Annotated in this window: 18 protein-coding genes; 6 read left to right on the forward strand and 12 right to left on the reverse strand. The window is 69.0% G+C overall.

All coding sequences use genetic code 11. The features are described from left to right. Positions 1-178: 178 nt before the first annotated feature. Positions 179-955 carry a hypothetical protein gene (locus IPN47_11745; protein MBK9408697.1) on the reverse strand — a complete coding sequence of 259 codons (777 nt, stop codon included), beginning with the start codon at positions 953-955 and terminating at the stop codon, positions 179-181. Between the two features lie 1,149 nt (positions 956-2,104). On the opposite strand from IPN47_11745, the gene IPN47_11750 reads away from it, so the two are divergent. Continuing rightward, the gene (locus IPN47_11750) at positions 2,105-2,833 is read left to right on the forward strand and encodes a hypothetical protein (GenBank protein MBK9408698.1); all 729 of its coding nucleotides are present in this window, start codon (positions 2,105-2,107) and stop codon (positions 2,831-2,833) included. Positions 2,834-2,977: 144 nt separating this feature from the next. Here IPN47_11750 and IPN47_11755 read toward each other — a convergent pair whose 3' ends face one another. The 6 genes from IPN47_11755 to IPN47_11780 form a co-directional block, all read right to left on the reverse strand. After that, entirely contained in the window at positions 2,978-3,679 is a 702-nt protein-coding gene (locus IPN47_11755; GenBank protein ID MBK9408699.1) for a DNA alkylation repair protein, read from the reverse strand. Between the two features lie 169 nt (positions 3,680-3,848). Further along, positions 3,849-5,048, reverse strand: coding sequence for a hypothetical protein (locus IPN47_11760; GenBank protein MBK9408700.1), 1,200 nt, complete (start codon positions 5,046-5,048; stop codon positions 3,849-3,851). Between the two features lie 28 nt (positions 5,049-5,076). Continuing rightward, positions 5,077-6,615 (reverse strand): AarF/ABC1/UbiB kinase family protein, encoded by a 1,539-nt coding sequence (locus tag IPN47_11765; GenBank protein ID MBK9408701.1) that lies wholly within the window; start codon positions 6,613-6,615, stop codon positions 5,077-5,079. Between the two features lie 158 nt (positions 6,616-6,773). Then, the gene (locus IPN47_11770; GenBank protein ID MBK9408702.1) at positions 6,774-9,473 is read right to left on the reverse strand and encodes an ABC transporter permease; all 2,700 of its coding nucleotides are present in this window, start codon (positions 9,471-9,473) and stop codon (positions 6,774-6,776) included. A 72-nt stretch (positions 9,474-9,545) separates the two neighbouring features. Then, on the reverse strand, positions 9,546-9,869 hold the full coding sequence (locus tag IPN47_11775; protein ID MBK9408703.1) for a PadR family transcriptional regulator: 324 nt from the start codon (positions 9,867-9,869) through the stop codon (positions 9,546-9,548). Positions 9,870-10,161: 292 nt separating this feature from the next. Further along, positions 10,162-10,608, reverse strand: coding sequence for a hypothetical protein (locus tag IPN47_11780; GenBank protein MBK9408704.1), 447 nt, complete (start codon positions 10,606-10,608; stop codon positions 10,162-10,164). 321 nt (positions 10,609-10,929) lie between these two features. Here IPN47_11780 and IPN47_11785 point away from each other — a divergent pair, with 321 nt between their 5' ends. Further along, positions 10,930-13,647, forward strand: coding sequence for a hypothetical protein (locus IPN47_11785; GenBank protein ID MBK9408705.1), 2,718 nt, complete (start codon positions 10,930-10,932; stop codon positions 13,645-13,647). Then, positions 13,590-14,132 (forward strand): hypothetical protein, encoded by a 543-nt coding sequence (locus IPN47_11790; GenBank protein MBK9408706.1) that lies wholly within the window; start codon positions 13,590-13,592, stop codon positions 14,130-14,132. Before IPN47_11785 ends, IPN47_11790 begins: the two co-directional genes overlap by 58 nt. 26 nt (positions 14,133-14,158) lie before the next feature. On the opposite strand, the gene IPN47_11795 is transcribed toward IPN47_11790, so the two are convergent. Beyond that, positions 14,159-15,781 carry a hypothetical protein gene (locus IPN47_11795; protein ID MBK9408707.1) on the reverse strand — a complete coding sequence of 541 codons (1,623 nt, stop codon included), beginning with the start codon at positions 15,779-15,781 and terminating at the stop codon, positions 14,159-14,161. Between the two features lie 136 nt (positions 15,782-15,917). Between IPN47_11795 and IPN47_11800 the strand changes: the two genes are divergently transcribed. Then, complete coding sequence (locus tag IPN47_11800; GenBank protein MBK9408708.1) at positions 15,918-17,711, forward strand: acyl-CoA dehydrogenase C-terminal domain-containing protein; 1,794 nt, start codon at positions 15,918-15,920, stop codon at positions 17,709-17,711. Between the two features lie 63 nt (positions 17,712-17,774). Here the strand turns inward: IPN47_11800 and IPN47_11805 are convergent, their stop codons facing one another. Beyond that, a complete protein-coding gene (locus IPN47_11805) occupies positions 17,775-17,960 on the reverse strand; it encodes a hypothetical protein (GenBank protein ID MBK9408709.1) in 186 nt (61 codons plus the stop codon). A 206-nt stretch (positions 17,961-18,166) separates the two neighbouring features. Here IPN47_11805 and IPN47_11810 point away from each other — a divergent pair, with 206 nt between their 5' ends. Both IPN47_11810 and IPN47_11815 read left to right on the forward strand, forming a co-directional pair. Continuing rightward, complete coding sequence (locus tag IPN47_11810; GenBank protein MBK9408710.1) at positions 18,167-18,586, forward strand: hypothetical protein; 420 nt, start codon at positions 18,167-18,169, stop codon at positions 18,584-18,586. A 441-nt stretch (positions 18,587-19,027) separates the two neighbouring features. After that, complete coding sequence (locus IPN47_11815; protein MBK9408711.1) at positions 19,028-19,306, forward strand: hypothetical protein; 279 nt, start codon at positions 19,028-19,030, stop codon at positions 19,304-19,306. A gap of 168 nt (positions 19,307-19,474) precedes the next feature. Here the strand turns inward: IPN47_11815 and IPN47_11820 are convergent, their stop codons facing one another. From IPN47_11820 to IPN47_11830, 3 genes are all read right to left on the reverse strand, one after another. Further along, positions 19,475-20,698: an RtcB family protein gene (locus IPN47_11820; protein ID MBK9408712.1), complete on the reverse strand. Its 1,224-nt coding sequence runs from the start codon at positions 20,696-20,698 to the stop codon at positions 19,475-19,477. 46 nt (positions 20,699-20,744) lie between these two features. Next, positions 20,745-21,077 carry a hypothetical protein gene (locus tag IPN47_11825; protein MBK9408713.1) on the reverse strand — a complete coding sequence of 111 codons (333 nt, stop codon included), beginning with the start codon at positions 21,075-21,077 and terminating at the stop codon, positions 20,745-20,747. Between the two features lie 367 nt (positions 21,078-21,444). Continuing rightward, on the reverse strand, positions 21,445-23,037 hold the full coding sequence (locus IPN47_11830) for a M20/M25/M40 family metallo-hydrolase (GenBank protein ID MBK9408714.1): 1,593 nt from the start codon (positions 23,035-23,037) through the stop codon (positions 21,445-21,447). Positions 23,038-23,096 lie beyond the last annotated feature (59 nt).

A 23,096-nucleotide genomic window follows, 5' to 3' on the forward strand; every position in this document is an offset into this window, starting at 1 on the left:
TGGCTGATCATCCCGGGCAGACTCCGGCGCACGACGTCGGGTCGCGCCACCCATCAATGTCCCCGCGCCATCCGACCCCTGGCCAAGGCGTGCATCGCGACCAACTCGGCGACGATCTTGCGGATGTTCTTGCGCATCAGGGCACGGGACGATGAGATGAACGAATGCGCGATTCGGGTCAGTCTTCCCGATCGTTTCGATCGACTCGATCGAAACGATCGACGAGATCTCCCGCGTCGGCGTGAAAGCCGGCGAGCTTGTCGAGCGCATCGAGCGAGGCGCGGCGTCGTGTCCCCTCTTGCTCGCGTAGGCGCCGATCGAGCTGGCGTACGAGGTGGCGCGCCTCGGCGACCATGCGCAGCTCGTGGTCTGGCGGGAGCTCCGTACGCTTCCAGCCGAGCGCGGCGCGATTCGCCGCACGCTTGGCGTTGGCCGCCGTATTCTGCCGGGAGGTAGCGGCGCTCGCATCGTACGGCTCGTGGAGCCGGAGCGGACGCGGGCGCTTGATGAACTCGGCCGCGGCCGCTTCCGCAGCCTGGGGCGTTGCGCCCCCCTCTACCATATCCATGGCGTACAGGCGCGCCGCGAGCTGCAACCGCTCGGCGCGGGAGAGCGACGAGAGGTCGAAGTCGACCGTCACCTTGATGCGTGGGGGCGTGCGTAACGCCCTCCCCTGCGGCGGGACCGTCTCGCCTCGTTGCCGGGCGTGCCGCTTGGCGCTCCGGCGCACCTCGTGCGCCGTGAGCGGGAGCCCCATGCGCGAGGCCTTGAGACGGACCGCGAGCGAGGATCGCCGCAGCTCGGCGGCGATCTGCCGCGTGCTCGCCCGCGACTCGGCGAGGCGAACGAGCGTGGCGATGTCGTCTTCCGACCAGTAGCGCGATACGGGGCGCCTTCTCGCCTCCCTAGCCCGTTCTCCTGCCTCGATCTCATCACGCAAGCGGCTGTAGCGCATGGCGTTACGCTCGTGTCGTGGTGGGTGACCCGTCGGTGAAAAGGCTCCGCGCCCGCGTCTCGCGGCGGTCGATTTCGGTGCGCCTGGGCGCACGAAACACATACGGGGCAGTTGACGAAACAGTGTCAAACCGGCGAATAGGATAGAGGGGCGCGCGGAGCGAATCGCACCGCCGCACGGTACAGCCGAGGAGCTCACATGGCGTACCGAAGCACCCTTCCGGCGCACCGATCGACCGTCGCGCCGTTGCGAGACGACCCCGCGACGACCCGATCCCAGGTCGCGCTGATCCGAAGGCGCTGCGCCAGGACTCGACGCTCGATCACGCCACACCGGTCGATCGTTCGCCCGCACCGGCACGCGGTCGCCCGACATCGCTCCGTCGCCGCGTGGTGACGAGCGCGGCGCGAGATGCACCGACGTTCCGTCACCGCGCACCGACGACAACGACGCCCGCTCAGGTCCGTCGTCCCGTTGCACCTGACGTTCGCTCCACCGGCCGCTCTCGTTGTCCCGGACCTTCCTCGCGTCGCACTGACGCGTAGATGCAACCACGTGCGGTCTTCGTCTGCCGCACTGACGTGCGCGCGCCGTGCACTGCTGCACTTGCGCGCTTGTCCGATGAACGCGCGGTCTCACGACATGAACGCGCGGATGCAGTACGCGTCTGAGCGGATGTCACAGGCGTTTCAGCAGACGTCGGAGGCCCCCACGCGGCGCACACACACGTTGACGCAGACGCAGCAGACGCTCACGCACGCCTACAAGGCTTCACGCAGTCGCCATACGTGTTCAGGCAGAAGCAGCACACACTCGGGCCAGCGCGACACACGCGCACGCAATGGCCATACGCTTTCACGCAGGACACACTGACGCCCACGCTGTGCGAGGAGGCGTTCACGCAGCAGCAACTCGCGTCATCCCACGCTGAGCGCGTTCGCGCGCGATGCAGATACCCCGTCGTGGACTCCTTCCACGCGGTGACACCCCAACCAGCAACCACAGGAGCCAGATGCCACGCGCCCCGCCGAAGCTCGCAACGGATGTACGCGACCGATGCCTCGCGCCCCATCCATCACCACACGCCTGACCGCTGCCGAATGCCGGCAGCGCAGCGATCAACCATTCCATCTCACGGAGGACCTTCCCATGCACGGCACCCAGAAGAAGTATCTCAGCATGTTCCGCCGCGTTCGCGAACTGCTCTCGGCGGAGACGGAGAACGCACTCATCGCCGCGCCGCTCAAGGAGCTCGACGGCATCATCACGCGCATGAGCGATCACGGCATCACGCAGGACACCCTGCATCGACGGACCCGCGCGTTCACGGTGACGATCGGCGACGCCGCACGATCGTTGCGGCGCGACCTGCTGCGTCCCGCTCGACTCGCGTCGCGCACCGTCTTCCCGACCGTCGACAACGGTGCGACCGCGCTGCGGTCGGTCATGCGCATGCCGTCGCGCTCGGGCGACAACGAAGCGCTGGCGGTGGCGGCGCACGCCTTTGCCAACTCGGTGGAGGAGCACGCGGCAGCCTTCGCCGTCGCCGGGCTTCCCAAGGACTTCTCCGCGCGCATCCGGAAGGCCGCGGACGAATTCGTGGCGCTCATCGACACCCGCAGCAAGGAGGACCAGCGTCGTATGGCCTCGACGCAGGGGCTGGCGGTGGAATCGCAGCGCGGGGTCGCGATCGTGCGACTGCTGGACGCGCTGGTCGAACCCATGCTACGAAGCGACGCCGCCCGGCTCGCCGAGTGGCGCAAGGCCACGCGCATCCGATCGGTAGTCTCCGGGGGCGTCGCAGTACCGACGCTCGAGGAGCCGGTCGTCACGCCGACGTCGATCGCTGGAGACACGTCGACCAAGGTGGCGGCCTGAGTAGCGATTGATGTCGGTAGGTGCTTTGCGACTGTTGGTGGGCCACGGCGGGAGAGGATCCCCGCCGTTGGCCTCACCGCGCGCGTCGTGCTCAGTTGCCCCGTTACATCCGCAACGCACAGACCCGTGGCGCGCGCCGCCGTCCTACACCCCCAACTTCTCCTTGAGTCGGTCTGTCGTCAGGTGCTTGACGACATCGAACGGCTCGCACGTCCCGCTGACGGAGGTGAACTCGATCGGCCCCACGCGCCGCGCGACCTTGAGCGCGGCCGAGTTCAACACCGCGCTCCGCTTGCCGATCCCCATCAGCGCCGCCCCCATCGCCAGGCGCACCTTCTCGGACTCCGACTCGATCGTCTCCGAGATACGCGCCACATGGCCAAGGAAGAAGTCATCGCCCGGCGCCTTCTTGCCGGAGAACTTCGACGCCTCGTAGAGCAGCCCGTACCCGCATTCGCGGCGGACCGGGTCGTCGCTCTTCACCCACGCGTCGGCCAGCTCCGCCACGAATGAGGTCTTGGCGAGTGTGGCGTCGCATGACGCAAAGACGTGCGCCAGCATGCCGCCGGCCAACTCCTCGACCTGTTGCTCCGCCTGGTCACGGGTGATGCGTGCGGGGTCGTCGATGAGCAGCGCGATCACCCGGGCTTCATGGACATCGGTCTTCCACAGCGCCTGCGCCAGCTCCCGGTTGCGCCCGAGCTTCTTGGCCATCGCGCGCAGCCGCGTGAGCCCGATACCGTAGCTCCGCATCCCGCCGGTGCTCGCACCCAGCCGTTCCCAGTTGTGCATGCCGCGCTCGTCGCGTTCGGCGTCGAGGAGCGCGAGGACTTCCGCAACGCTCATGGGCGATGGCCTCTTCTCATGTCGTTAGGTGCTGCGAAGCGGTTGGTACGTCGCCGCGATGATCGCTCGCGCACCACCACGTTGGGATCCCCCGTCTGTTTGCGCAACTCGGGCGTTCGTCGTCCGCGGGACTCTTCACTCGCCGCGGGCACGCGCACGCCGCGCGTGCTCACCGCCGCAACCCAAACCGCACCACCTCCTCCCCCCCGTTGCTCGACGACCGCAGCGCCAGCACATAGTCCACCCCGATCTCGAACGGTCGCGCGGGCGACGGGATGGTGCGCATCCCCAGCCACACGCCATCAGGACGGACGATGTGCCACGGCGGATTGGGCGCGTCGGCGCGCGGATGCTCCTGCACCCACACATGGTCGAGCGCGTCCACCAGGAGGTTGAAGTGCGCGGGGAGGCGCGACGGAAACTCCTGCGCCGCGAGCTCTCGCTCGCGCTGCGCGCGGCGTGGCACGTTGCCGCTGGAATCCAGTGTCTGCCTGATGAGGAAGGCGACGTCAGCCGCCGTCATCGCCTTGTCGTCAGATGCAAGGCGGACGACCTGCCGCACGACGCCCGTGGTATCGACCGCGATGAGGCCACGCCCGTCGTTCGGCGCCAGCCACGCCTGTCGGTTGCCGATGCCGATACGCAACCATCGCCCGCCGAGCGTTGGTCCGGCCCCTCCCATCACCGGCGTCATTTCCGTTCCCGGAAAGCTGCCCAACGCATGTCGCACGCCCCCGTCCGCACGCGACAGGTCCACGGCAACCTGCGGACGATACGGGCGGGACGGTGTGACGTCGCGAGGCGTTGTCCCCCACCCCGACGTCACGATGTGTCCGGAACGCGAGCAGGCCGTCGAGAACGGAGTGGCCGCGACCTCCGACGTCATCAACCGGAAGCGGCGAACCAGTCGCCCGCCGGCATCCAGCACCGACACCTGGTTGTTGCCGATGTCGGAGACGTAGGCCGAGTCGCCGCCGCAGGCGAGGAGCCAGGCGATGTACTCGTATTCGCCAGGGCCCTGTCCGCTGCGACCAACGGCGCTGAGAAACCGGCCACCGCCGTCGAAGTACTTCACCTGCGAGCTCCCGCCATCGGCAACGGCGTAGGTGCCGTCGGAGCGGAGCATGGCCCCGGCCACGCGTTGCAGCATCGCCACCGTATCGCGTTCGTCGGCACCAAACGCGACGGTCGGGACCGAGTCGATCGCCCACCCTTCGCCGTCTCGCCACAGGGGACGCGCGTTGGTCACCACGCGCACGCCGGCGCTGTCGCGCGCGGTGAACGAGGGGGTCCGCTCAGCGGGTCCCGCGCACGCCGCGCTCATCAACACCGGGAAGGCGATTCCCATCGCCAGGCGCCTGCGATGCACCCTGACCTCCCCTCCACCTAACGAGTTTCTAGTCGCCCGCCGCCAGCGTCTTGTCCGGTGTCGTCGACGGCGCGGGCGGACCCGCGGCGATGCGTCGCTGCTCCAGCGAAACAACCGTGCTCGCGGGCGAAGTTGGAGCCACCGCCACCGTCGACGCTTCGCTCGCCGGCGCCGCAAACCACCGCCCCAGCAGCTCCCGCCCCGCCTTCACCGCCAACCCCGCCACATGGCCTAACGCGGCCCCCACCACCGTTGCCATATCGACCGGGCTCCGCCCCGCCTCGTCGCTCAACGAGGCCATGATGCGTGCGCGCATGCGCACCGCGATGGGCGAGGCGAACATGATGGCGTTGAAGCGCGGATCGTAGCGCGTCCCCAACCCCTCGATCAACGCCGCCGTGCGCGCGAAGTACACCATCTCGCTCGGCAGGAGAATCGGGAAGTCGTAGATCACCGCCATCACCTGGTCGGCCAGGAGCTCGATGCGCTCCTTGGTCGTCGTCTTCTCGTAGGCAAGCTTCATCAGCGCGTCGGCCAGCTCGCGGATCTTCCCCATGTCGGCGCCGGGCTCCACGAAGCCCATGCGCTCGAAGCCGGCGATGATCCCATCGGTGTCGCGGCGAATCGCCGCAAAGACCGTCGTCACCAGGTGCCAGCGCATCTCGCGCGGCACGTCGACCACCATGCCGAAGTCGAGCAGCACCACCTTGCCATCGGGGGAGAAGAGCAGGTTCCCCGGATGCGGATCGGCGTGAAAGAGCCCGTCGATGAGCATCATCTGGAGATAGAGCTCCATGACGGTCCCCACCACGCCGCGCGGGTCGTGCGCCTCTTCGCCGGGACCTGCCTCCACGCGATCGATGCGCACCCCTTCCATGTACTCGAGCCCCAGCACGCGCCGCGTGACCAGGGTGTCGATCACGCGCGGGACCGCGACCTTGCGGTGTCCCTTGAAGTTGTCGCGTATGCGCCGCGCGTACGACGCCTCGAGGACGAAGTCCATCTCCTCGCCCACCTTGGACGAGTACTCCTCGATCACCGTGCGCGCGTTGCGCATGTGCGGGTTCGGGTAGCGCCGCGCCAGCCAACGCGTGAGCGGGACGGCGACGCTCAGGTCCTTGGCGACGAGCTCCTCCACGCCGGGGCGAAGGACCTTGACCACGATCTCCTCGCCCTGGTAGCGCGCCCGGTGCACCTGGCCTAACGAGGCGGCGGCGATGGGGGTGTCGTCGAAGCGCTCGAACAACGTGCCGATCTTGGCGCCAAGGGCCTTCTCGATCTCCGCGCGCACCGCCGGCGTCGGCACCGGCTTCACCCGGTCCTGCAGCGTGCTGAGTCGCGAGACGTACGGCTCGGGGATCAGGTCGGCCCGCGACGCAAAGATCTGCGCCATCTTCACGAAGGTGGGGCCGAGGGCCGTGACCGTGTCGAGCAGGTACTGCGCGCGCCGCTGGTGAAACGCCGCATCGCGCACCGCCGGCGCTCCCCACCAGATCCACCGCCGCACGTCCCGCAGGACGGAGACGAAGAGGGGGAACAGCCGGGCGATAATGACGAGGGCGCGCATGTCTTACAAAGTAGCGGCGCGCGGGGGGGAGTTCCGTGGGGGAGAAGACGGGAAGACGGGAAGACGAGAGGACGAGATCACGACCCTCGGGCGCGGGACTCGGCGCCGGGTACGCCCAACTCGTCTTCCCGTCTTCCCGTCTTCTCGTCTTCCCGAAGTCACTCGTTCCCGCGCAACACCTCCACCGGCTCCACCCTCGAGGCGCGCCTCGCCGGCACCAGCGTCGCCACTACCGCCACCAGCAACAGCAGCCCGGCCACCCCCCCATATATGAACGGGTCGCTCGGCGAGGTCTTGAACAGCAGGTCGGCAAACCGGCGGCTCACCAGCGCGGCCAGCGACAAGCCGAGTACGACGCCAATGACGGCCTGGCTCAACCCGCGCCCCACGACCAGCCGGGCGACGTCGGTGCGGCGAGCGCCCAGCGCCATGCGCACCCCGATCTCGTGCGAGCGCTGCGCCACGTCGTGGGCGATCACGCTGTAGAGTCCGAGCGCCGCGACGACGAGGCCAAGGACGCCGAAGAGGGCGAACAGCGTCGCGCCGAGCCGCCAGGGCTGGAGCTGTTCGTCGATGATCGACGTCATCGGCCGCACGCGGATGAACGGGAGCCCCGGCTCAGCCTGCACCAGCGCGCGCCGAATGGCGTTGGCGTCGATGCCGCCGTTGGTCGCAACGCTGACCAACAGGCTGCGCATGTCGGGGGTCCACTGCCCCAGCGGCTGGAAGAAGTGCGCGGGAGGGTCGCCGGCCAGGGACTCGATGCGATGGTCGGCGACGACGCCCACGACACTCAGACACCCCTCCTTCACATCCGACGTCAGGCATTGGCCGATCGGATCGTTCCCCGGCCAGACCTGGCTCGCCATGCGCTCGTTGACGATGGCGACCATCGCCGACCCCTTCCGGTCCTGCGCGGTGAAGTCGCGCCCGCGCAGCACCGGCGTTCCGATTGTCGTGAAGTAGTCGCTGCTGACGGCGTTCACGTACGGCCCGCCCCCCTTGAGCGGCGGGAGCGTGTCGCCGTTGATGATGACCCCCTTGGTCCACTGCGACTCGAAGGGGATGGTGACGGTCTGCGCCACGGCGCGCACCCCGGGGAGGGCGCCCAGGCTGCGCGACATCGCCTCCCAGCGCTGTTCGAACTCCTCCGGCGTCTTGACCTGTCCCGAGATGTCCGGGGTGGCGACGAAGACTCCGGCGGGCTGGTACCCAAGGTCGAGCGACGAGGCCCGCTGGAAGGAACGCACGAAGAGACCAGCGCCAATCAGGAGCACCACGGAGAAGGTCCCCTGCACCACGACCAGCGCTCGACGGAGCATCCCGCGACGGCCCCCTCCCTCGCGCACCCCCGACTTGAGCGACTCCACCAACGGGGTATGCGCCGCGACGGCGGCCGGGACCGCTCCCGCCAGCGTTGCCGCGACCATCGCCAGGAGAGCGACGAATCCCGCCGATCGGGCGTCGACCGCACCACCATCCCACGGCATGTCCTGGAGGAGCGTGGACCGCAGAAGTCCTTCTCCCCAGACCGAGAAGACCAGCGCGAGCACTCCCGACACGGCGCCCAGCATCAGCGCCTCGGTGAGGAGCATCCGTGTGATTCGCGCGCGCGAGATGCCGAGCGCGAGGTGTACGGCGAGCTCGCGTCGGCGCCGAACCGTGCGCGCGAGCATCAGGTTGGTCACGTTCGCGCACGCAACCAATAGCACCAGTAGCGTGACACCACCGAGCCATACGGCTACCTGAGCGCTGGAATTGCCGTCGGGGCGGCGTGCAGGGATGATGGAGCCGACGATCACCGTCGTGGTGGAATCAGACTTCTCCAGCACGCGTCCGGCCTCGCGGACGACCGTCGTGGCCGCCACGCCGGCCTGCTCGGCGCTCACCCCCGGGGCTCGGCGCGCGACCATCTGCAGCCAGCGCATGTTCTTGTTGGTCTCCCACTCCTTCCCGACCTGCTCCCCAACCCCCTCGCGCATGGTCACGAAGAGGTCGACCTGACGCAGGATCGGCCCGATGAAGCCCGGCGGGGCCACCCCGATGATGGTGCGGTCGGCGTTGTTGATCGAGATCGTCTTTCCGACCGCCTCCTCAGGCGATCCGAATCGCGAGAGCGCCAGGGTGTGCGTCAACACGACCCCCGTCTCCCCCTCTCCTTTCCAGTCGGCGGCGCCGAAGAGGCGCCCCCGCCACGGACGCACCCCAAGGATGTCGAAGAAGTTGGGCGTGACGTACGAGACCTCGAGACTCTGCGCCTCGGCGCCGCGACCGGACGTCGCCGACGTGGTCCACCAGGCCGCGAGATCGGAGGTCGACGCCAGCCGGCGCCGCATGATGTCGAAGACGGGGTAGCTCTGGCTCGTCCCAGTCACGCGCCCGAACTCCGTCGTCTCACGCTGGAAGTAGAGGAGCGAGAGGGCGCCGTCGTCCTGCACGTGCGGCGCCGGGCGCAGCAGCACGCGATCGATGATGCGGAACATGGTCGCGTTCCCGCCGAGCCCCAGGGCGAGAGTGACGGCGACCACGCCGACAAAAGCCGGATCGCGCCGGAGGGAGCGAAGGCTGCGACCGAGGTCCTGCCACCACCCGCGCCAGAAGTCGCCGCGCTGACGCCGCTCTTCGCCGCTTCGGTCCAGCGTCCCCAGCGTCTCGCGCACCTCCTCGACATCGCCGAACCGGCGCTTTGCCTCGCGTCGGGCGTCCTCGGGTGACATGCCGCTCGCGACCAACTCCCGCTCCGTCGCCTCGAGGTGATAGGAAATCTCCGCGTCGACGTCGGCGCGGATACGGCTGGCCTTGGCCGGCAGACGGATGAGCCGACGCAACCGATCTGAAGAAGATTCTGACTGGCTCATGGTTGGCGATATTCGGGTCGCTGATTCTCGACAGGCCTTTAGAAGGCGCCTTACTGGCGCCATGCAAACGTACTAACTGGCGCTCAGTACACGGTCTACTGCGGTGACATATCTGGACCAGATCGAACTTCGCGCCCCCAGTTCGGCGCGCCCGGAGGGGGTGAGCTGATAGAGCTTCACTCGCCGGTTCTCGTCGTTGACCCCCCACTCCGCGGTCAACAACCCGCGATGCTCCATCCGGTGGAGCGCCGTGTACAGCGCCCCGTCCTCGACGTTGAGTTCGTCGGCCGAGGTATGGCGCAGCCAGTGCGCGACCGCGTAGCCGTGACGCGGCCCCCAGGTGAGGGCCTTGAGGATCAGGACGTCGAGGGTGCCTTGAAGTAGGTCGAGCGCCATGGTCGAGACGACGGGAAGCGAGTTAGCGTGCCCCCAGCGACGGCTGGGGACGAGATGCCAGCAACGGCCAGGAATCGACGCGAGTCGCTGACCTCAAATGTTCAGGGTAACGAATAAATCCGGGTTTGGTTTCAGGCAAGGACGAACGAGAACGAGGGAGGGGGCGCCATAGTGGCGCCCCCTCCCTCGTTTCGGCTCTGGTATTCGCTGGCGCCGGCGCCGAGTGTCCGGCCGGCGTTCGCCCGATCAGTCTACCCGTCCCTCCCCTCCCCTTCGTCCTTCCCGTCGCTCATCAGAACGACGGCAGGATGGGCCGATCCCACGGCACGAAGCCCGCCGCCGCCGCGAGGGCGAGCCCCATCCAGATGGTCGCGGTCTGGAATCGGGCAGAGTCGGTCCCCGCCTTCCGGATGCGGGCGGCGCCGATGTGGCCCAGCGCGATCGCCGCGAGCATGACGAAGACGTGTTCGACCACGAAGTAGCGCACCGACGCGGTGCGCATCGCCGCCCCCATGTCTGAGAGGCCGGCGCGGATGAGCGGGCTCACGGCGTACAGGGCAACGCCGACGATGAACTGCAGCGAGAGGGCGTTCACGAAGAGCTTCACCGCCCCGGCGTCCTTGTCCCCCCACACGGCGCGCGAGCGCCATCCCATCCAGCAGCGCACCACGGCCCAGATGCCGGCCGCGAGGACGAGCCACCTAACGATGTTGTGCGTTGCAAGGGTGAGCGTGTACATGGCGGGGCAGCACGGGTGACCGGTGGGGGGGCGATGCGCCAGGTGGCGACACCGCGGGACGGACGCCACAACCTACCGGGTTGTCGCCACCGCCTCCAGCGTACGAGCACTCAACGCGCGCCGCGTGGCCCCGTTCCCCCGCACGACACCCTGTGTGCCAATGGGCGACCGCTGAGGTCAATCAGCGCCGGCGCGACAGTGTCCCGCACAACCGAGCCTCGGGCGTTCACCCGACAACGCCGCGCGGAAGCTGCATGGCGCGCCTCGCGACGCGACCAGTAGATTCGCGCCTCTTCACGCCCACTCCGGAGGACCTTTCGCATGTCGTGGCCCCGCCTTGCCGCGCTCGCCCTGTCGACCACCTTCGCGCTGCGCCCGGTCGGCGCGCAGCACGCCTTTGCCGACGCCGGGGGGCGCTACGATCCGGGGGTCCCGACACCGCGGGCCGTGCTGGGCTACGAGCTGGGGGCGCGCTTCACCCCGCAGCGGTTGATCAACCGCTACATCGAACGGGTGGCCGCGACCTCGAAGCGGGTGAAGGTCGACACGGTGGCGCGCTCCTTCGAGGGGCGCGAGATGCTGCTCCTGACCATCACGAGCGAGGCCAACCACGCCCGACTCACCGACCTCCAGCGCGATGCCCGGCGGGTGGCCGACCCCCGCGGTGCGGCGCCGGGCGAGGTCGATGCGGCCGTTAGGCGGTTGCCGGCGGTCGTCTGGCTCGCGCACTCGGTGCACGGGGGTGAGGCGTCGGGGGTGGAGGCAGGGCTGGGGCTGCTGTACCAACTGGCCGCCGGCACCGACGACGAGACGCGCATGGCGCTCGACAGCACCGTCGTACTCATCGATCCCAACCAGAACCCCGACGGACGCGAGCGGCACACGCACGACGTGGAGCGCACCTGGAGTGCGCAGGGGTTGGCCACCGAGCCGGGGGCGCTCAACAATGCGGGCTCGTGGCCGGGGCCGCGCACGTCGCACTACTACTTCGACCTCAATCGCGACTGGTTCATCCAGTCGCACCCCGAGTCGCGCGGGCGCGTGCGGTCGTACATGAAGTGGTGGCCGCACGTGGCGGTCGACCTGCACGAGCAGGGGTCGAGTGCCTCGTTCTACTTCGCCCCGCCGCGCGAGCCGGACAACAAGAACAACCCGGCGCACCTCCCCAAGTGGTTCGACATCTTCGCGGCGGCGCACGGCGCCGCCTTCGACGTGCACGGGTGGTCCTACTTCCGCCGCGAGGGCTACGACTCGTTCTATCCCGGCTATGGCGAGGGGTGGCCGATGCTCACCGGGAGCGTGGGGATGCTCTTCGAGTCGGCCTCGTCGTCGGGTGGTTCCGTCAGGCGCAACGACGGGATGCTGCGCACGCTCAAGCAGGCGGCGTGGGAGCACTACACCGCCGAGTGGGCCACGGTGCGCACCTCGGCGCGCCGGCGCACCGAGCTGGTGAACGACTACGCCAGGTCGCGGGCCGAGGCGATCGCAAAGCACGCGCGCGGTCCCATGCGCGCGGTGGTGTTCGAGCGCGACGCGCAGGGGCGCGCCGATTCGCTGGTGGCCAAGCTGCGCGACAACGGGATCGAGGTGCAACGCCTGACGAGCGACGTGACGCTGGCCGACGGAACGCCGTACGTGGTCGCCGCCAGCGGACCGGCGCGGGTGAAGGCGGGGAGTTACGTGGTCGACTTCTCGCAGCCGCAGGGGTACCTGGCCAAGGCGATCCTCGAGCCCGACGCCGAGCTCGACTCGGCCTTCGTGAAGTTCGAGCTGGAGCTCCGGCGCACGGGGCAGCGCAATCGCTTCTACGACATCACGGCCTGGTCGCTCCCGATGGCCTTCCGCGTACGCGCGTGGTGGACGAAGACGGTTCCGCCAGGCGCAACGCCGCTGGTCGACATGGTGCGGGACGCCATGCCGCCGACCATGCGGGCGCGGTACGCCTATGCCTTCGAGCCGGGGAGCGAGGCGAGCGTGCGGCTGCTGGCGTCGCTGCTGCGCGACTCGGTGCGGGTGTGGCACGCCCCCAAGTCGTTCGCGAGCGGGGGGGCGCGCTTCCCGCACGGCGCCTTCATCGTGCGCGTGGCGGTCAATCGTGACGACGTGCACGACGTGGTGTCGGCACGCGCGACCGAGGCCGGAGCGCGCGTCTTCCCGATTGCCTCGGCCGGGGTGGACGAAGGGACCGACCTGGGGAGCAACTCGGTCGTTCCGCTGCTCCCGCCCACGGTGGCGCTCCTGGGCGGGGCCCCGGTGCAGGGGAACGCCTTCGGCTTTGCCTGGTACGCGCTCGACCAGCGCCTGGCGTATCCCACGACGCTCATCGACGCGGCGTTCGTGAGCGGGGGGGACCTCGACCGATTCAGCGTGGTGGTCATCCCCTCGGTGCAGGCGGCGGCGCTCGACCGCGCGTTAGGCGATGGCGGGCGCACGCGCCTGGTGGAGTGGGTGCGCCGCGGCGGTTTGCTCGTCACGCTCGACGCCGCCACGGCGTGGGTGACGCAGGAGCGCGTGGGGCTCGTGCGCACGCGCATCAAGCGCGACTCGGTGCGCGCCGACTCGTCAGGCGGGGCGCCGCTCCCGGGAGGGCTCCCTGGGGTGCTGGCGCGCGCGACCTTCGACACACTCTCGCCCATCATGGCCGGAGTCGAGGCTGGGGAGATCCCCGTGTTCGCCAACTCGGACCGGATCCTCACCGTCCCGAAGGACCTGAGCGCCGGCGAGGCGGTGATTCGCTTCGCACCGGAGAACCGGGTGCGACTCTCGGGGTATTTCTGGCCGGAGATGAGTGCGAAGGTCGCCGGGTCGCCCTATCTGTGGACGGAGCGCGCCGGGCGCGGGCGGGTGATCGCCTTTGCGCATGACCCGGTCTATCGCGATCTCTATCGCGGCCTGCTGCCGATCTTTGCCAACGCAGTCCTGCTGGGGGAGCTTCTAGGATGTCTCAGGTCGCCATCGTGTCACGCCGCCTCGCTCGTGCGATGGCTGCCGTCGCCATCTGCTCGGCGCCGACGGCCGCGGTGCTGTCCGTGCCGCTGACCGCGGCCCACGCGCAGGCCCCGCGCCCACGCGTGAAGATGCGCGCCTACCCGGTCGAGATCGTACTCGATACGCTCGTGTACGCGCGTGACACGGTGCGCGCGCCGATGGCCGAGACCTTTGCCGCGGTGCGTGCGACGTATGCGGCGCTCAAGCTCCCCCGTGAGTGGGCCGATTCGGCCAACGGTCAGCTGGGGACGCTGCGCGCCCGCGTCACGTACCAGCTGGGGGGCGAGCGACTCTCACAGTATTTCAATTGCGGGCAGGGGCTGACCGGGGCCAACGCCGATACATGGCGGCTCACCATCGCCATGGTCACCTTCCTGCAGCCGGCGGGCGAGGGGAAGTCGCGACTCGGCACCGGCGTCATCGCCGAGGCGCAGGACATGAGCGGCGTGTCGACCGAGCCGGCGATGTGCGGCTCGAGCGGGCTGCTCGAGGCGCGCATCCTCAAGAACGTCCAGGCGAGACTCGGGCAGCCCTGATCGCCGGCGCGCGGGGGGGGCGAGGTTCAGCGCGACAGCAGGCGTCGCATGTCCCCCACCAGCGCGTCGGCGCCTAACGACGCCCCCAGCACGTCGCGCAGCACCTCGCGCGTGGGACGTGACAGCCCGAAGCGATACAGGTGGTCGCTGAGCCAGTCGTAGCGCTTCTTGTCGGGGTCGAAGAACGCCCCGCGCTCGGCGCGCACCTTGTCGCGCAGCTGTGCGGCGATCATCGCCCCCAGCGCGTAGTTCATCATGTAGCCCGGGCTCTCGATGAGCTGCCCCCGCATCGCCCACCACCCCCACTCGGGGTGCGGGATGATGTGCAGGTACTCGCTGGTGATCGCCGCCCACTCGGCGTTGGGGTCGCGCGACGGGTCGGCGTGCAGGCGCAGCTCGAGCAGCGCCCAGGCGACGTCGAGGGCGATGGACGAGTACTTGGCGCGCAACGACGCCGCTTCGGGGGCGGCGAATCGCAGGTAGCGCTTCTGCCACTCCGGTTCGTAGGCCTCGAGGGCCAGCAGGTCGCCTAACGCCTCGGTGAACGGATCGCTGTCGGGCCAGTCGGCAAAGGCGGGGCGCGTGGCGACGCCGCTCACGTGGATGGCGTGCCCCGTCTCGTGCAGTAGCTCCACCAGGTTGTCGAAGCCTCCGGTGCGATAGGTGGCAAAGACCCACGCCTCACTCTCGCCGTAGTCGCCGCGCCGCAGGCGAGCCGGCTTGCCGAACTGCGTGAAGGCCACGGGGGTCTTCCCGTCGCGCGGTTCCAGGTCGTAGTGGATGTTGAGCGTCGTGGGGTCGGCCCCCTGGTCGCGATAGAAGGCGTCGTTGATCTCCCGCAGCCCTTCGCGCGTGACGCCCGGCGAGAGCGTGCGGCTGGCGGCGCCGTTGTCGTAGTACCAGTCCCACGGCTCCACGCGCTGGGCCGGGGTGTGGTCGCGCCAGGCGCGCAGGACGCGCACGAGGGTCGACTCCACGCGGGCCGGCTCCATCCCTAACGAGCGGGCCGCGGCGTCGATGGGCGAGCCGTCGCGCTGCCATTGGGCGGCACTGAGCGGCAGCAGGGTGCGATAGGGCGACGACGCGGAGCCATCACCGGTGACGGCGCGCCACACCGGCTCGAGCGAGAGAAAGAGCGCCCGGCGCCGCTCGCGATCGGGTTCGGTGGCCAGTCGTCCGAGGACGGTGAGGCGGTCGCTGGTGTCGGTCGGGGTGACGACCCGCCCCGCGGCTGCACCGTAGCAGTGATAGATGCGCGCCGAGAGGCGGGCAAAGCCCGAGTCCCCTGCGGCGAGCGCCGGCGGCGTGTAGTCGCAACTCGCTGCACCCGGCGCGGCGGCTTCGCCTGACGCCGTTTCGATGGATGCGGAGGCGGCGAGCTGCCGGAGCATCACGCGCACCGACTCGCGGTCTTCACCGCCGAAGCGCTCGTCGTCGAGCGCCTCCAGCGACTCGGTCAATCGTTCCCGTAGCGCCCGGTGCGCGCGCCGCATCTCGGGGAGGGAGACGCCGCGGGCGTTGCGCTCGGTTCCGCGGGCGTCGGTGACGTAGATCTGGAAGTAGAGGTCGCGGGTATCGGCATAGAGCGACTCGAGTCGTCCGAGCTGCTCGGCGGGGGTCCCGCCGATGGGGGGGACGGGGGATTGCACGCACCCGGGCACGCTGGCCGCTGCTGCGAGCGTCAAGGTCGTGACCAGCGCGTGGCGCAAGGCAAACCCTGCTCGACGCACCCGTCTCCATGCACCACTATCTTCCGACAGCCCCTTTCGCATCCAGGTCGCGCTCATGCCTTCGTATCGCGCTCCAGTCGATGACTTCCGGTTCATCCTGACGGAACTCTACGATGTCGCCCAGGTCCTTGCCTACAAGGAATACGCCGACGTCACCCCCGACCTGCTGCTCTCGGTGATCGAGGAAGCCGGGAAGTTCTGCGAAGAGGTGCTCTCGCCGATCAACGCGTCCGGCGACGCCGAAGGGTGCACCTGGGAGAACGGGGTGGTGCGCGCCCCCAAGGGGTTCAAGGAGGCGTACAAGCAATACGCCGACGGCGGGTGGATCGGGCTCGCTGCCGATCCTGAACACGGCGGGCAGGGGCTCCCCCTGACGTTGCGCTTCGTGGTGGACGAGATGGTGACCGGGTCGAACCTGTCGATTGCGATGTACCCGGGGCTGACGCAGGGGGCCTACGAGGCGATTCACGTCCACGGGAGCGAGGCGCTCAAGCAGCTGTACCTCCCGCGCCTGACGAGCGGCGAGTGGGCGGGGACGATGTGCCTCACCGAGGCGCACGCCGGGACCGACCTGGGGATCATCAGCACCAAGGCGCAGCAACTGGACGACGGCACGTATCGCGTGACGGGGCAGAAGATCTTCATCACCGCCGGCGAGCACGACCTCACCGAGAACATCGTGCACCTGGTGCTGGCCAAGCTTCCCGGCGCGGCCGCCGGGACGCGCGGGATCTCGATGTTCCTCGTCCCCAAGTTCATCCCCAACGCCGACGGTTCGTTAGGCGCGCGCAACGCGGTCACCTGCGGCTCCATCGAGCACAAGATGGGGATCAAGGGGTCGGCGACGTGCGTGCTCAACTTCGACGGGGCGGTGGGCTACCTCGTGGGCGAAGAGGGCAAGGGGATGCGCGGCATGTTCACCATGATGAACTCGGCGCGCCTTGGGGTCGGCATCCAGGGGTTGGGGCTGGCGACCAACTCGTACCACAACGCCGTCACGTATGCACGCGAGCGGCTGCAGGGGCGTTCTCTGTCCGGGGCCAAGAACCCCGAGGGGGCGGCCGATCCGATCCTGGTGCATGCCGAGACGCGGCGCGCGCTGCTGTCGATGCGGGCGTTCATTGAAGGGGCGCGGGCGCTGTCGACGTGGACGGGAATGCTCATCGACCAGGAGTTCCGCGACCCGGACGAGGCCAAGCGGAAGGAGGCGGGCGACCTGGTCGCCCTGCTGACGCCGATCATCAAGGCGCTCTTCACCGACCTGGGCTTCGACGCCACCAACACCGGGTTGCAGCTGTACGGCGGGCATGGCTACATCCGCGAGTGGGGGATGGAGCAGTTCGTGCGCGACGCGCGCATCGGGCAGATCTACGAGGGGACCAACCACGTGCAGGCGCTCGACCTGGTGGGGCGCAAGCTCCCCGAGGGGAACGGGCGGTTGCTGCAGCGCTTTGCGACCGTCGTCGCCGCCGAGCTCGAGGCGTCGGGGAAGGTGCCGGCGCTCGCCGCGCATGTGGGCGCGCTGGCCAAGGCAGCCGGGGCGCTGCAGAAGGCGACCGAGTTCATCGCCCAGCGCGCGGCCGGCAACCCCGATGAGGCGGGAGCGGCGGCCAACGACTACCTGCGGCTGTTCGGCTACGTGGCGTTAGGGCACCAGTGGCTGCGCACGGCGCGGGTGGCGAGCGAGAAGCTGGCGAACGGCGGGAGCTTTGCGCCGGCGCACTACGAAGCCAAGCTGGCCACGGCACGCTTCTACTTCGACCGGGTGATGCCGCAGACGTTGTCGCTCCATGCGGCGATCACTGCGGGGGCAGAGTCGGTGCTGGCGATGCCGTTGGAGTCGTTCTAGCGAGCGACGGCATGGGCGTCACGTCGTGCGGTGGCGCCTTGCGTACGCGTGGGCGGTTGGTGCTCAGCCTTCGACGCGAAACCAGCGCGGCTCGCCCCATCCCGACGTCACGCGTTCGTAGCGGACGTGGCCGCGCGCGTCGCGAAAGCGGTGCACGAAGTTCCCGTCGATTCTCACGGGACGTTCAGCCGTGAGCGTCGCGAGTTCGTCGGCCGAGGGCGCTGGGCACGGGATGAGGTGCGAGGGCATGCCGCAAGGTAGCGCAGCTCGCCTACGCCGCGCGGGTCTCGTGTAAACCGAGCAGCGCTTGGACGCGCGTCCTATGCATGATGCGCAGGCACCCGTGCCATTCGTGGGCCCTTGGGCATACCACGGCTTGCGGCCCACGCGTCCCGCGGAGTAGCGTCTCCCTCGCGTCACTCCCCCTCATCGCGCCGCAGGGCGCAGGCGTCTCCATGCGTAGTTTCGTCGTCGCGATCGTCGTGCTCGGGCTCTTTTCGTACTGGCGTTGGCGCACCAAGTGGCGTCACGCGAGCGCCGAGGCGCTCCCCGCCACGTCAGGGGGCGGCGGCACGCGTGTGCTGGTCGACGACGCAGGGATCGCGATCGACGCCGGTGGTCCGCCGCTGCGCCTGGCGTGGGACAACGTGGGGCGCGTGCATATCGAAAGCGTCGAGGGTGGGCTCAACGCCGATGCGGTGACCTGGGTACTCACGCCGGCCACGGGCGGCGCGCCGGTGCGCGTGGCGCAGACGGCGACCGGGGCCGACGCGATGATCGCGCGGCTGCAGCAGCTCCCGGGCTTTCGTTACGAGCCGATGATCCAGAGCATGATCACCACCGACGCAACGGAGTTCCTGGTGTGGGAGCGGTAGGGGACGAACGCGGCGTTAGGCGCGCGCGAGACTGACCCGGCTACTTCCCCTTCTTGAACGCCGTGGCGGCGGGCGGGGTCGCCTTGGCGAGGGCCGCCGCCTTCTCGTTCTGCTTGTGCGTCGATTCCTGCTGCTTCTGCCGCTGCTTGGCCTTGGGTGACTTGTCGCCCATGGGACACCACCTGTGTGCGCGAACGCGAAGGCGAGGGGAGATGCCCTGAGTGCATCCCTCGCCTGAACTGCAAGCTACTCGCGGGACCGATCGGCGGTCGACGATCACAGCGCCGACCTGAGCGCGACGCTAACATGCGAGGAGCCGGTGTAACGTCGTCTCCTCGCTCCTGGGCGGTCCGTGTGCGCTTTCCCGCTGAACTCGATTCGCCGACCCTCGCCGCCATGGTCCTTCGCGTCGCCCAGCATTCCGCGTGGGATCCACGTCCCATGGAGCTCCATCGGCGGGACACCGAGCGCTGGGCCGAGCAGAACCGCTATGCCGCGGTGTTGGCCGCCTCGGGAATCCTGCGCGCGGTGGGGCAGGTCGACGTGCTGTCGTTGACGCTCTCACTCTCATCGGCGAAGCTGCTCAACCCCGCCAACACGAGAGGACGCGCCTTGCGTGCTCGGCTGGTCAACGCCGTGCGCCAGCACGTGCCGGCGACGTGCGATGCCGTGCTCGAGCGTCTCGCGCTCGCCGTCACGCCGCCGCTCGCGCTCGAGTGAGCGCGGGCGTGCTGCGCGGTGCCTAACGGCCGGTAGCAACGCACGCGGGAAGCGTGGCGATGTGCCCCGCTTCCCGCGAAGGACGAGTTGGTGTGCGGATGATGACCGCGATCGCACCGAGGGTCGGCGGCGTTGTGCCGGTGCCGCCGACCACTCGTGTGACGAACGCTAGTCCCGGTACGGATCCCACTCGTTGGCCCCCGCCATCACCACGATGAGCGGACGCAGCGAGTGCAACACCTCCACCGTCCCGCGCTGCGCGGCGAGCACCTGCGGCAGGCGTCGATAGGCCTGCGGCGCCTCGTCCAGCCCGCCTCCGCGCAGGACGACGCCACGCTCGTCGAGCCAGCTGTGCATCATCTCGCGGCTGATCGCCCCTTCGCGGATCACGTACCCCGTCTTGCGGTGCACCTTGCCCGCCGCAGCCGACCGCGACATCACGCGCCCCGCGCCGTGCACGGTGGAGAAGAGCGACGCCGCGCGCAGGTCGACGTCCGCGTGCGACGGCGCCTGGAGCGCCCCCCGCACGATGACGGCGTTGTCGCCCATCGAGCCACCCACGAAGCCCTGCTGCCCGGGGAAGGCAGGGGTCGCCCCCTTTCGCACGACCACCAGCTCCTCGCCGCTGTGCACCTCCTTCCATGCGAAGTTGTGATGGTTGTGCACCCGCTCCACCTCCTGTGCGCCGAGCAGCGAAACGACCTTGCGCGCCACCCATTCGCGCCCGGCATAGGCATACGTGCCGGCGAGCGACATGAGCGACCAGTAGGCATCGCCTAACGGGGTCGACAGGTCGAGCAGCACCTCCACCTCGGGCGCCTTTTCTCCCCACGGCAGGTTCTGCCCCAAGGCCAGGAAGTTGGACGCCACGGTGTGGCCGAAGCCGCGCGAGCCGAAGTGCACGCCGACCCACAGCGTCCCCGACTCGTCGGCCAGGAGGTCGACGTAGTGGTTCCCCGACCCCACGGTTCCGAGCTGCGAGCGCGCCTTGGTGCGCAGCGTGTCGCGATGCGCTACCGGGATGGCGCGCCACGCGGGATCCTCGAAGAGCGGATGGTCGACGGGGGCGTCGTCGGCGCGGTTCTTCCGCCCCACCCCGAACGAGAGCACGTCGGCGATCTCGTCGGCGATGTTGCCCACGATGCGCGTGCGCTCCTCTCCCTCGCCGAGGATGGACTCGTCGAGGTCGGTGCGGATGGCGGCGTTGCCGCAGGCGATGTCGAAGCCGACGCCAACGACCGACACCTGGTTGCGATAGGCGGCGACACCGCCGATGGGCATCACATAGCCCGGATGGCCATCGGCCATCAGCGCCGCACGCTCGGCGCGCGACGCCACGTCCTGCAGCTGACGGATCGTCAGTTCGTCGTGTTCGCCAAAGATCATGGTCATGGTGCGTTCCTGATTGGCGGCGAGGAGCAGGACCCGCCACGGGGTCCTACTCGTCGCCGGAATTGTTGAGTTGTTCGTCGTTCGCCCGGTCCTCGCGGAAGAGCGCGAGGGCGAGCGCCGACTCGGACAGGCGGCTGACCGGGCCGGAGTCGAAGATCTCGAGGATCGCCCGCGTGCGCAGGCGCACGAGCGACCCGTGCAGATCGACAAACTCCACCCAGCGTGGTGCCCACCACTGGTCGAGACGCGCCGTGAGGCGCGCCCCTTCGGCCCGGGTGAGCATGAAGCGGCAATTGTCGGTGCGGACCACCACGAACTCCATCGCGCCGGAGCGCGGGGCGTTGCGGCTGGTGGTGATGCTGCGGTTGTTGTTGGCCATGTGCGGTCCACGCCGCGGCCCTGGTGGAGGGTCGCGCCGCGCTCGTCGTGAAGATGAAAAAACCCCATCCGGCGGCCGCGCGGATGGGGTGCGATTCATCGTCTCGACGGTGCCGTCATCTGGCTCGTCGGACTCCGCGCTCCACACCACGCCTCGCCGTGCATGCACTCCGTTGCACGCCGCAACTTGCCCGGGATTGTCCGAGCGATTTCACGTGCGGTGCGCAGAGACTCTGGAGCGTTGGCATGTGCGGACTCCTGGAACACGAGGTGACGAGGGGAGAGACTTCCGCTCTCTCCCGCGCGTCACAATCTCGGTTGCACGTCGTTTGGTGGCAAGGGCGAGTTGCAGGCAGGGGACGTTCGTCCTACTGCGCCACCCGTGGCGCCGGCATCGCCTTGCGCGGCAGCTTCTCGTCGCGCATCGACGCGTTGTAGGCAAACCAGGCGACCACGGTGGCCATCTGCATCATGTCGCCGCGCTGCACGCGATCCACCACGTCCATGTTGGAGTGATGCGTGCGCGAGTTGTACTCGAGGCGCTCCTGGATGAACTGGAACCCCGGGATCCCCGCGGCATCGAAGGGGAGGTGGTCGGTGCTCGACACGTTGCGCGGCCCGAGCGTGGTCACGCCGAGGTCGGCCAGCGGGGTGATCCACTGCTGAAAGACGGGCTGCACGCCGAAGTTCTGCTGGAACCAGATCCCGCGAATCTTCCCGGTGCCGTTGTCGATGTTGAAGTAGGCCGAGTGCTTCGCATGCTCGGGCTTGAGCGTCGCGCCATCGGCGATGTGCTGCTTGACGTATTCGCGCGATCCCAGCAGCCCCTGCTCTTCGGCGCCCCAGAGCCCGATGCGAATCGTGCGGCGCGGCTGCACGCCTAACGTCTTGAGGATGCGCAGCGCCTCCATCATGGCCGCCGAGCCGGTGGCGTTGTCGGTGGCGCCGGTCCCGGCGTGCCACGAGTCGAAGTGCCCGCCGATCAGGACGATCTCGTCCTTGAGCTTGGGGTCGGTGCCGGGGATCTCGGCGATGATGTTGAAGCCGTTGGGCGTCGCCCCCTCGTCGTGGAACTTCACGCGCAGGTCGAGTTCGACCTTGACCGGGACTCCCCGCTGGAGGATGCGGATCATCCGGTTGTAGTGCTCGACGGCCAGCGTGACCTGCGGTGGCATGACGGCGCTGGCGTCGCGGCTCCCGGCGCTCCCCACGAAGATCGTCCCGCCGTCGACACGCTGCGTCTGCCACGACATGTCGCTCCCGCCGGCCGACATGTCCGAGTCGGCGCCACGATCGAGGACCGCGATGACCCCTTCGTCGACGTAGAACTTGTTGAGCTGCGCCGCCGAGACCGCCGGTTGCGTGAAGCGCGGCGTCCCGCCAGCTGCAGGGATCGGCGTCGTCTCCGCCTCCTTGACCTCCTTGTCTCCCATCTTGAGGACGATGTCGCCCTCCAGCATGCGCACCACACGCTCCGTCTGCGGGAGGACGATCTTCCCCTTGAGCTTTCCGCGGTACTTCTCGAAGTCGGCCGGCGCATTGATCATGACCTGCATCACCTCGCCGCTGACCACGCCGCCAGTGCCTGGCGACCACGCCTTGGGGTAGCCGATGAGCGGCTGGATGGTCGGCTCGATCATGTGGGCGCTGAAGCGCTCCAGCGACCAACCGCGCCCGAAGCTCCACGGCTCGTAGTGGACGTTGGACATCCCCCACTTCTTGAGCGTCTCGATGGTCCAGTCGCCGGCCGCCTTGAAGCCCGGGCTCCCCGTTAGGCGCGGCCCCTTCACGTCGGCCAGCCACGAGACAATGTCCATTACCTGCGAGCGCTGCATCCCCTCGTCGCGGATGCGCCCGAGCATCTGGTAGTCGAGGCGCTCGGGCTGCTGCGCGGCCAGCGGAGACACGGCAGCCAGGAGGAAGGCAGCGAGGGGAAAGGTGCGACGTGCGATGGGGCGCATGCGGGGCTCCGGCAACCGGATGGAGGGACGTCGTCGTGCAGGGCGCGGCAGAACGCCCG

The sequence above is a fragment of the Gemmatimonadota bacterium genome (assembly GCA_016719105.1).
Taxonomy (GTDB): Bacteria; Gemmatimonadota; Gemmatimonadetes; order Gemmatimonadales; family Gemmatimonadaceae; genus SCN-70-22.

Coding starts and splice junctions, on each gene's coding strand:
- IPN47_11815 (MBK9408711.1), top strand. CDS start 19,028: ATGGAGCTCCATCGGCGGGACACCGAGCGCTGGGCCGAGCAGAACCGC.
- IPN47_11820 (MBK9408712.1), bottom strand. CDS start 20,698: ATGACCATGATCTTTGGCGAACACGACGAACTGACGATCCGTCAGCTG.
- IPN47_11825 (MBK9408713.1), bottom strand. CDS start 21,077: ATGGCCAACAACAACCGCAGCATCACCACCAGCCGCAACGCCCCGCGC.
- IPN47_11780 (MBK9408704.1), bottom strand. CDS start 10,608: ATGTACACGCTCACCCTTGCAACGCACAACATCGTTAGGTGGCTCGTC.
- IPN47_11790 (MBK9408706.1), top strand. CDS start 13,590: ATGGCTGCCGTCGCCATCTGCTCGGCGCCGACGGCCGCGGTGCTGTCC.
- IPN47_11765 (MBK9408701.1), bottom strand. CDS start 6,615: ATGCGCGCCCTCGTCATTATCGCCCGGCTGTTCCCCCTCTTCGTCTCC.
- IPN47_11755 (MBK9408699.1), bottom strand. CDS start 3,679: ATGAGCGTTGCGGAAGTCCTCGCGCTCCTCGACGCCGAACGCGACGAG.
- IPN47_11805 (MBK9408709.1), bottom strand. CDS start 17,960: ATGCCCTCGCACCTCATCCCGTGCCCAGCGCCCTCGGCCGACGAACTC.
- IPN47_11745 (MBK9408697.1), bottom strand. CDS start 955: ATGCGCTACAGCCGCTTGCGTGATGAGATCGAGGCAGGAGAACGGGCT.
- IPN47_11810 (MBK9408710.1), top strand. CDS start 18,167: ATGCGTAGTTTCGTCGTCGCGATCGTCGTGCTCGGGCTCTTTTCGTAC.
- IPN47_11800 (MBK9408708.1), top strand. CDS start 15,918: ATGCCTTCGTATCGCGCTCCAGTCGATGACTTCCGGTTCATCCTGACG.
- IPN47_11770 (MBK9408702.1), bottom strand. CDS start 9,473: ATGAGCCAGTCAGAATCTTCTTCAGATCGGTTGCGTCGGCTCATCCGT.
- IPN47_11775 (MBK9408703.1), bottom strand. CDS start 9,869: ATGGCGCTCGACCTACTTCAAGGCACCCTCGACGTCCTGATCCTCAAG.
- IPN47_11830 (MBK9408714.1), bottom strand. CDS start 23,037: ATGCGCCCCATCGCACGTCGCACCTTTCCCCTCGCTGCCTTCCTCCTG.
- IPN47_11750 (MBK9408698.1), top strand. CDS start 2,105: ATGCACGGCACCCAGAAGAAGTATCTCAGCATGTTCCGCCGCGTTCGC.
- IPN47_11785 (MBK9408705.1), top strand. CDS start 10,930: ATGTCGTGGCCCCGCCTTGCCGCGCTCGCCCTGTCGACCACCTTCGCG.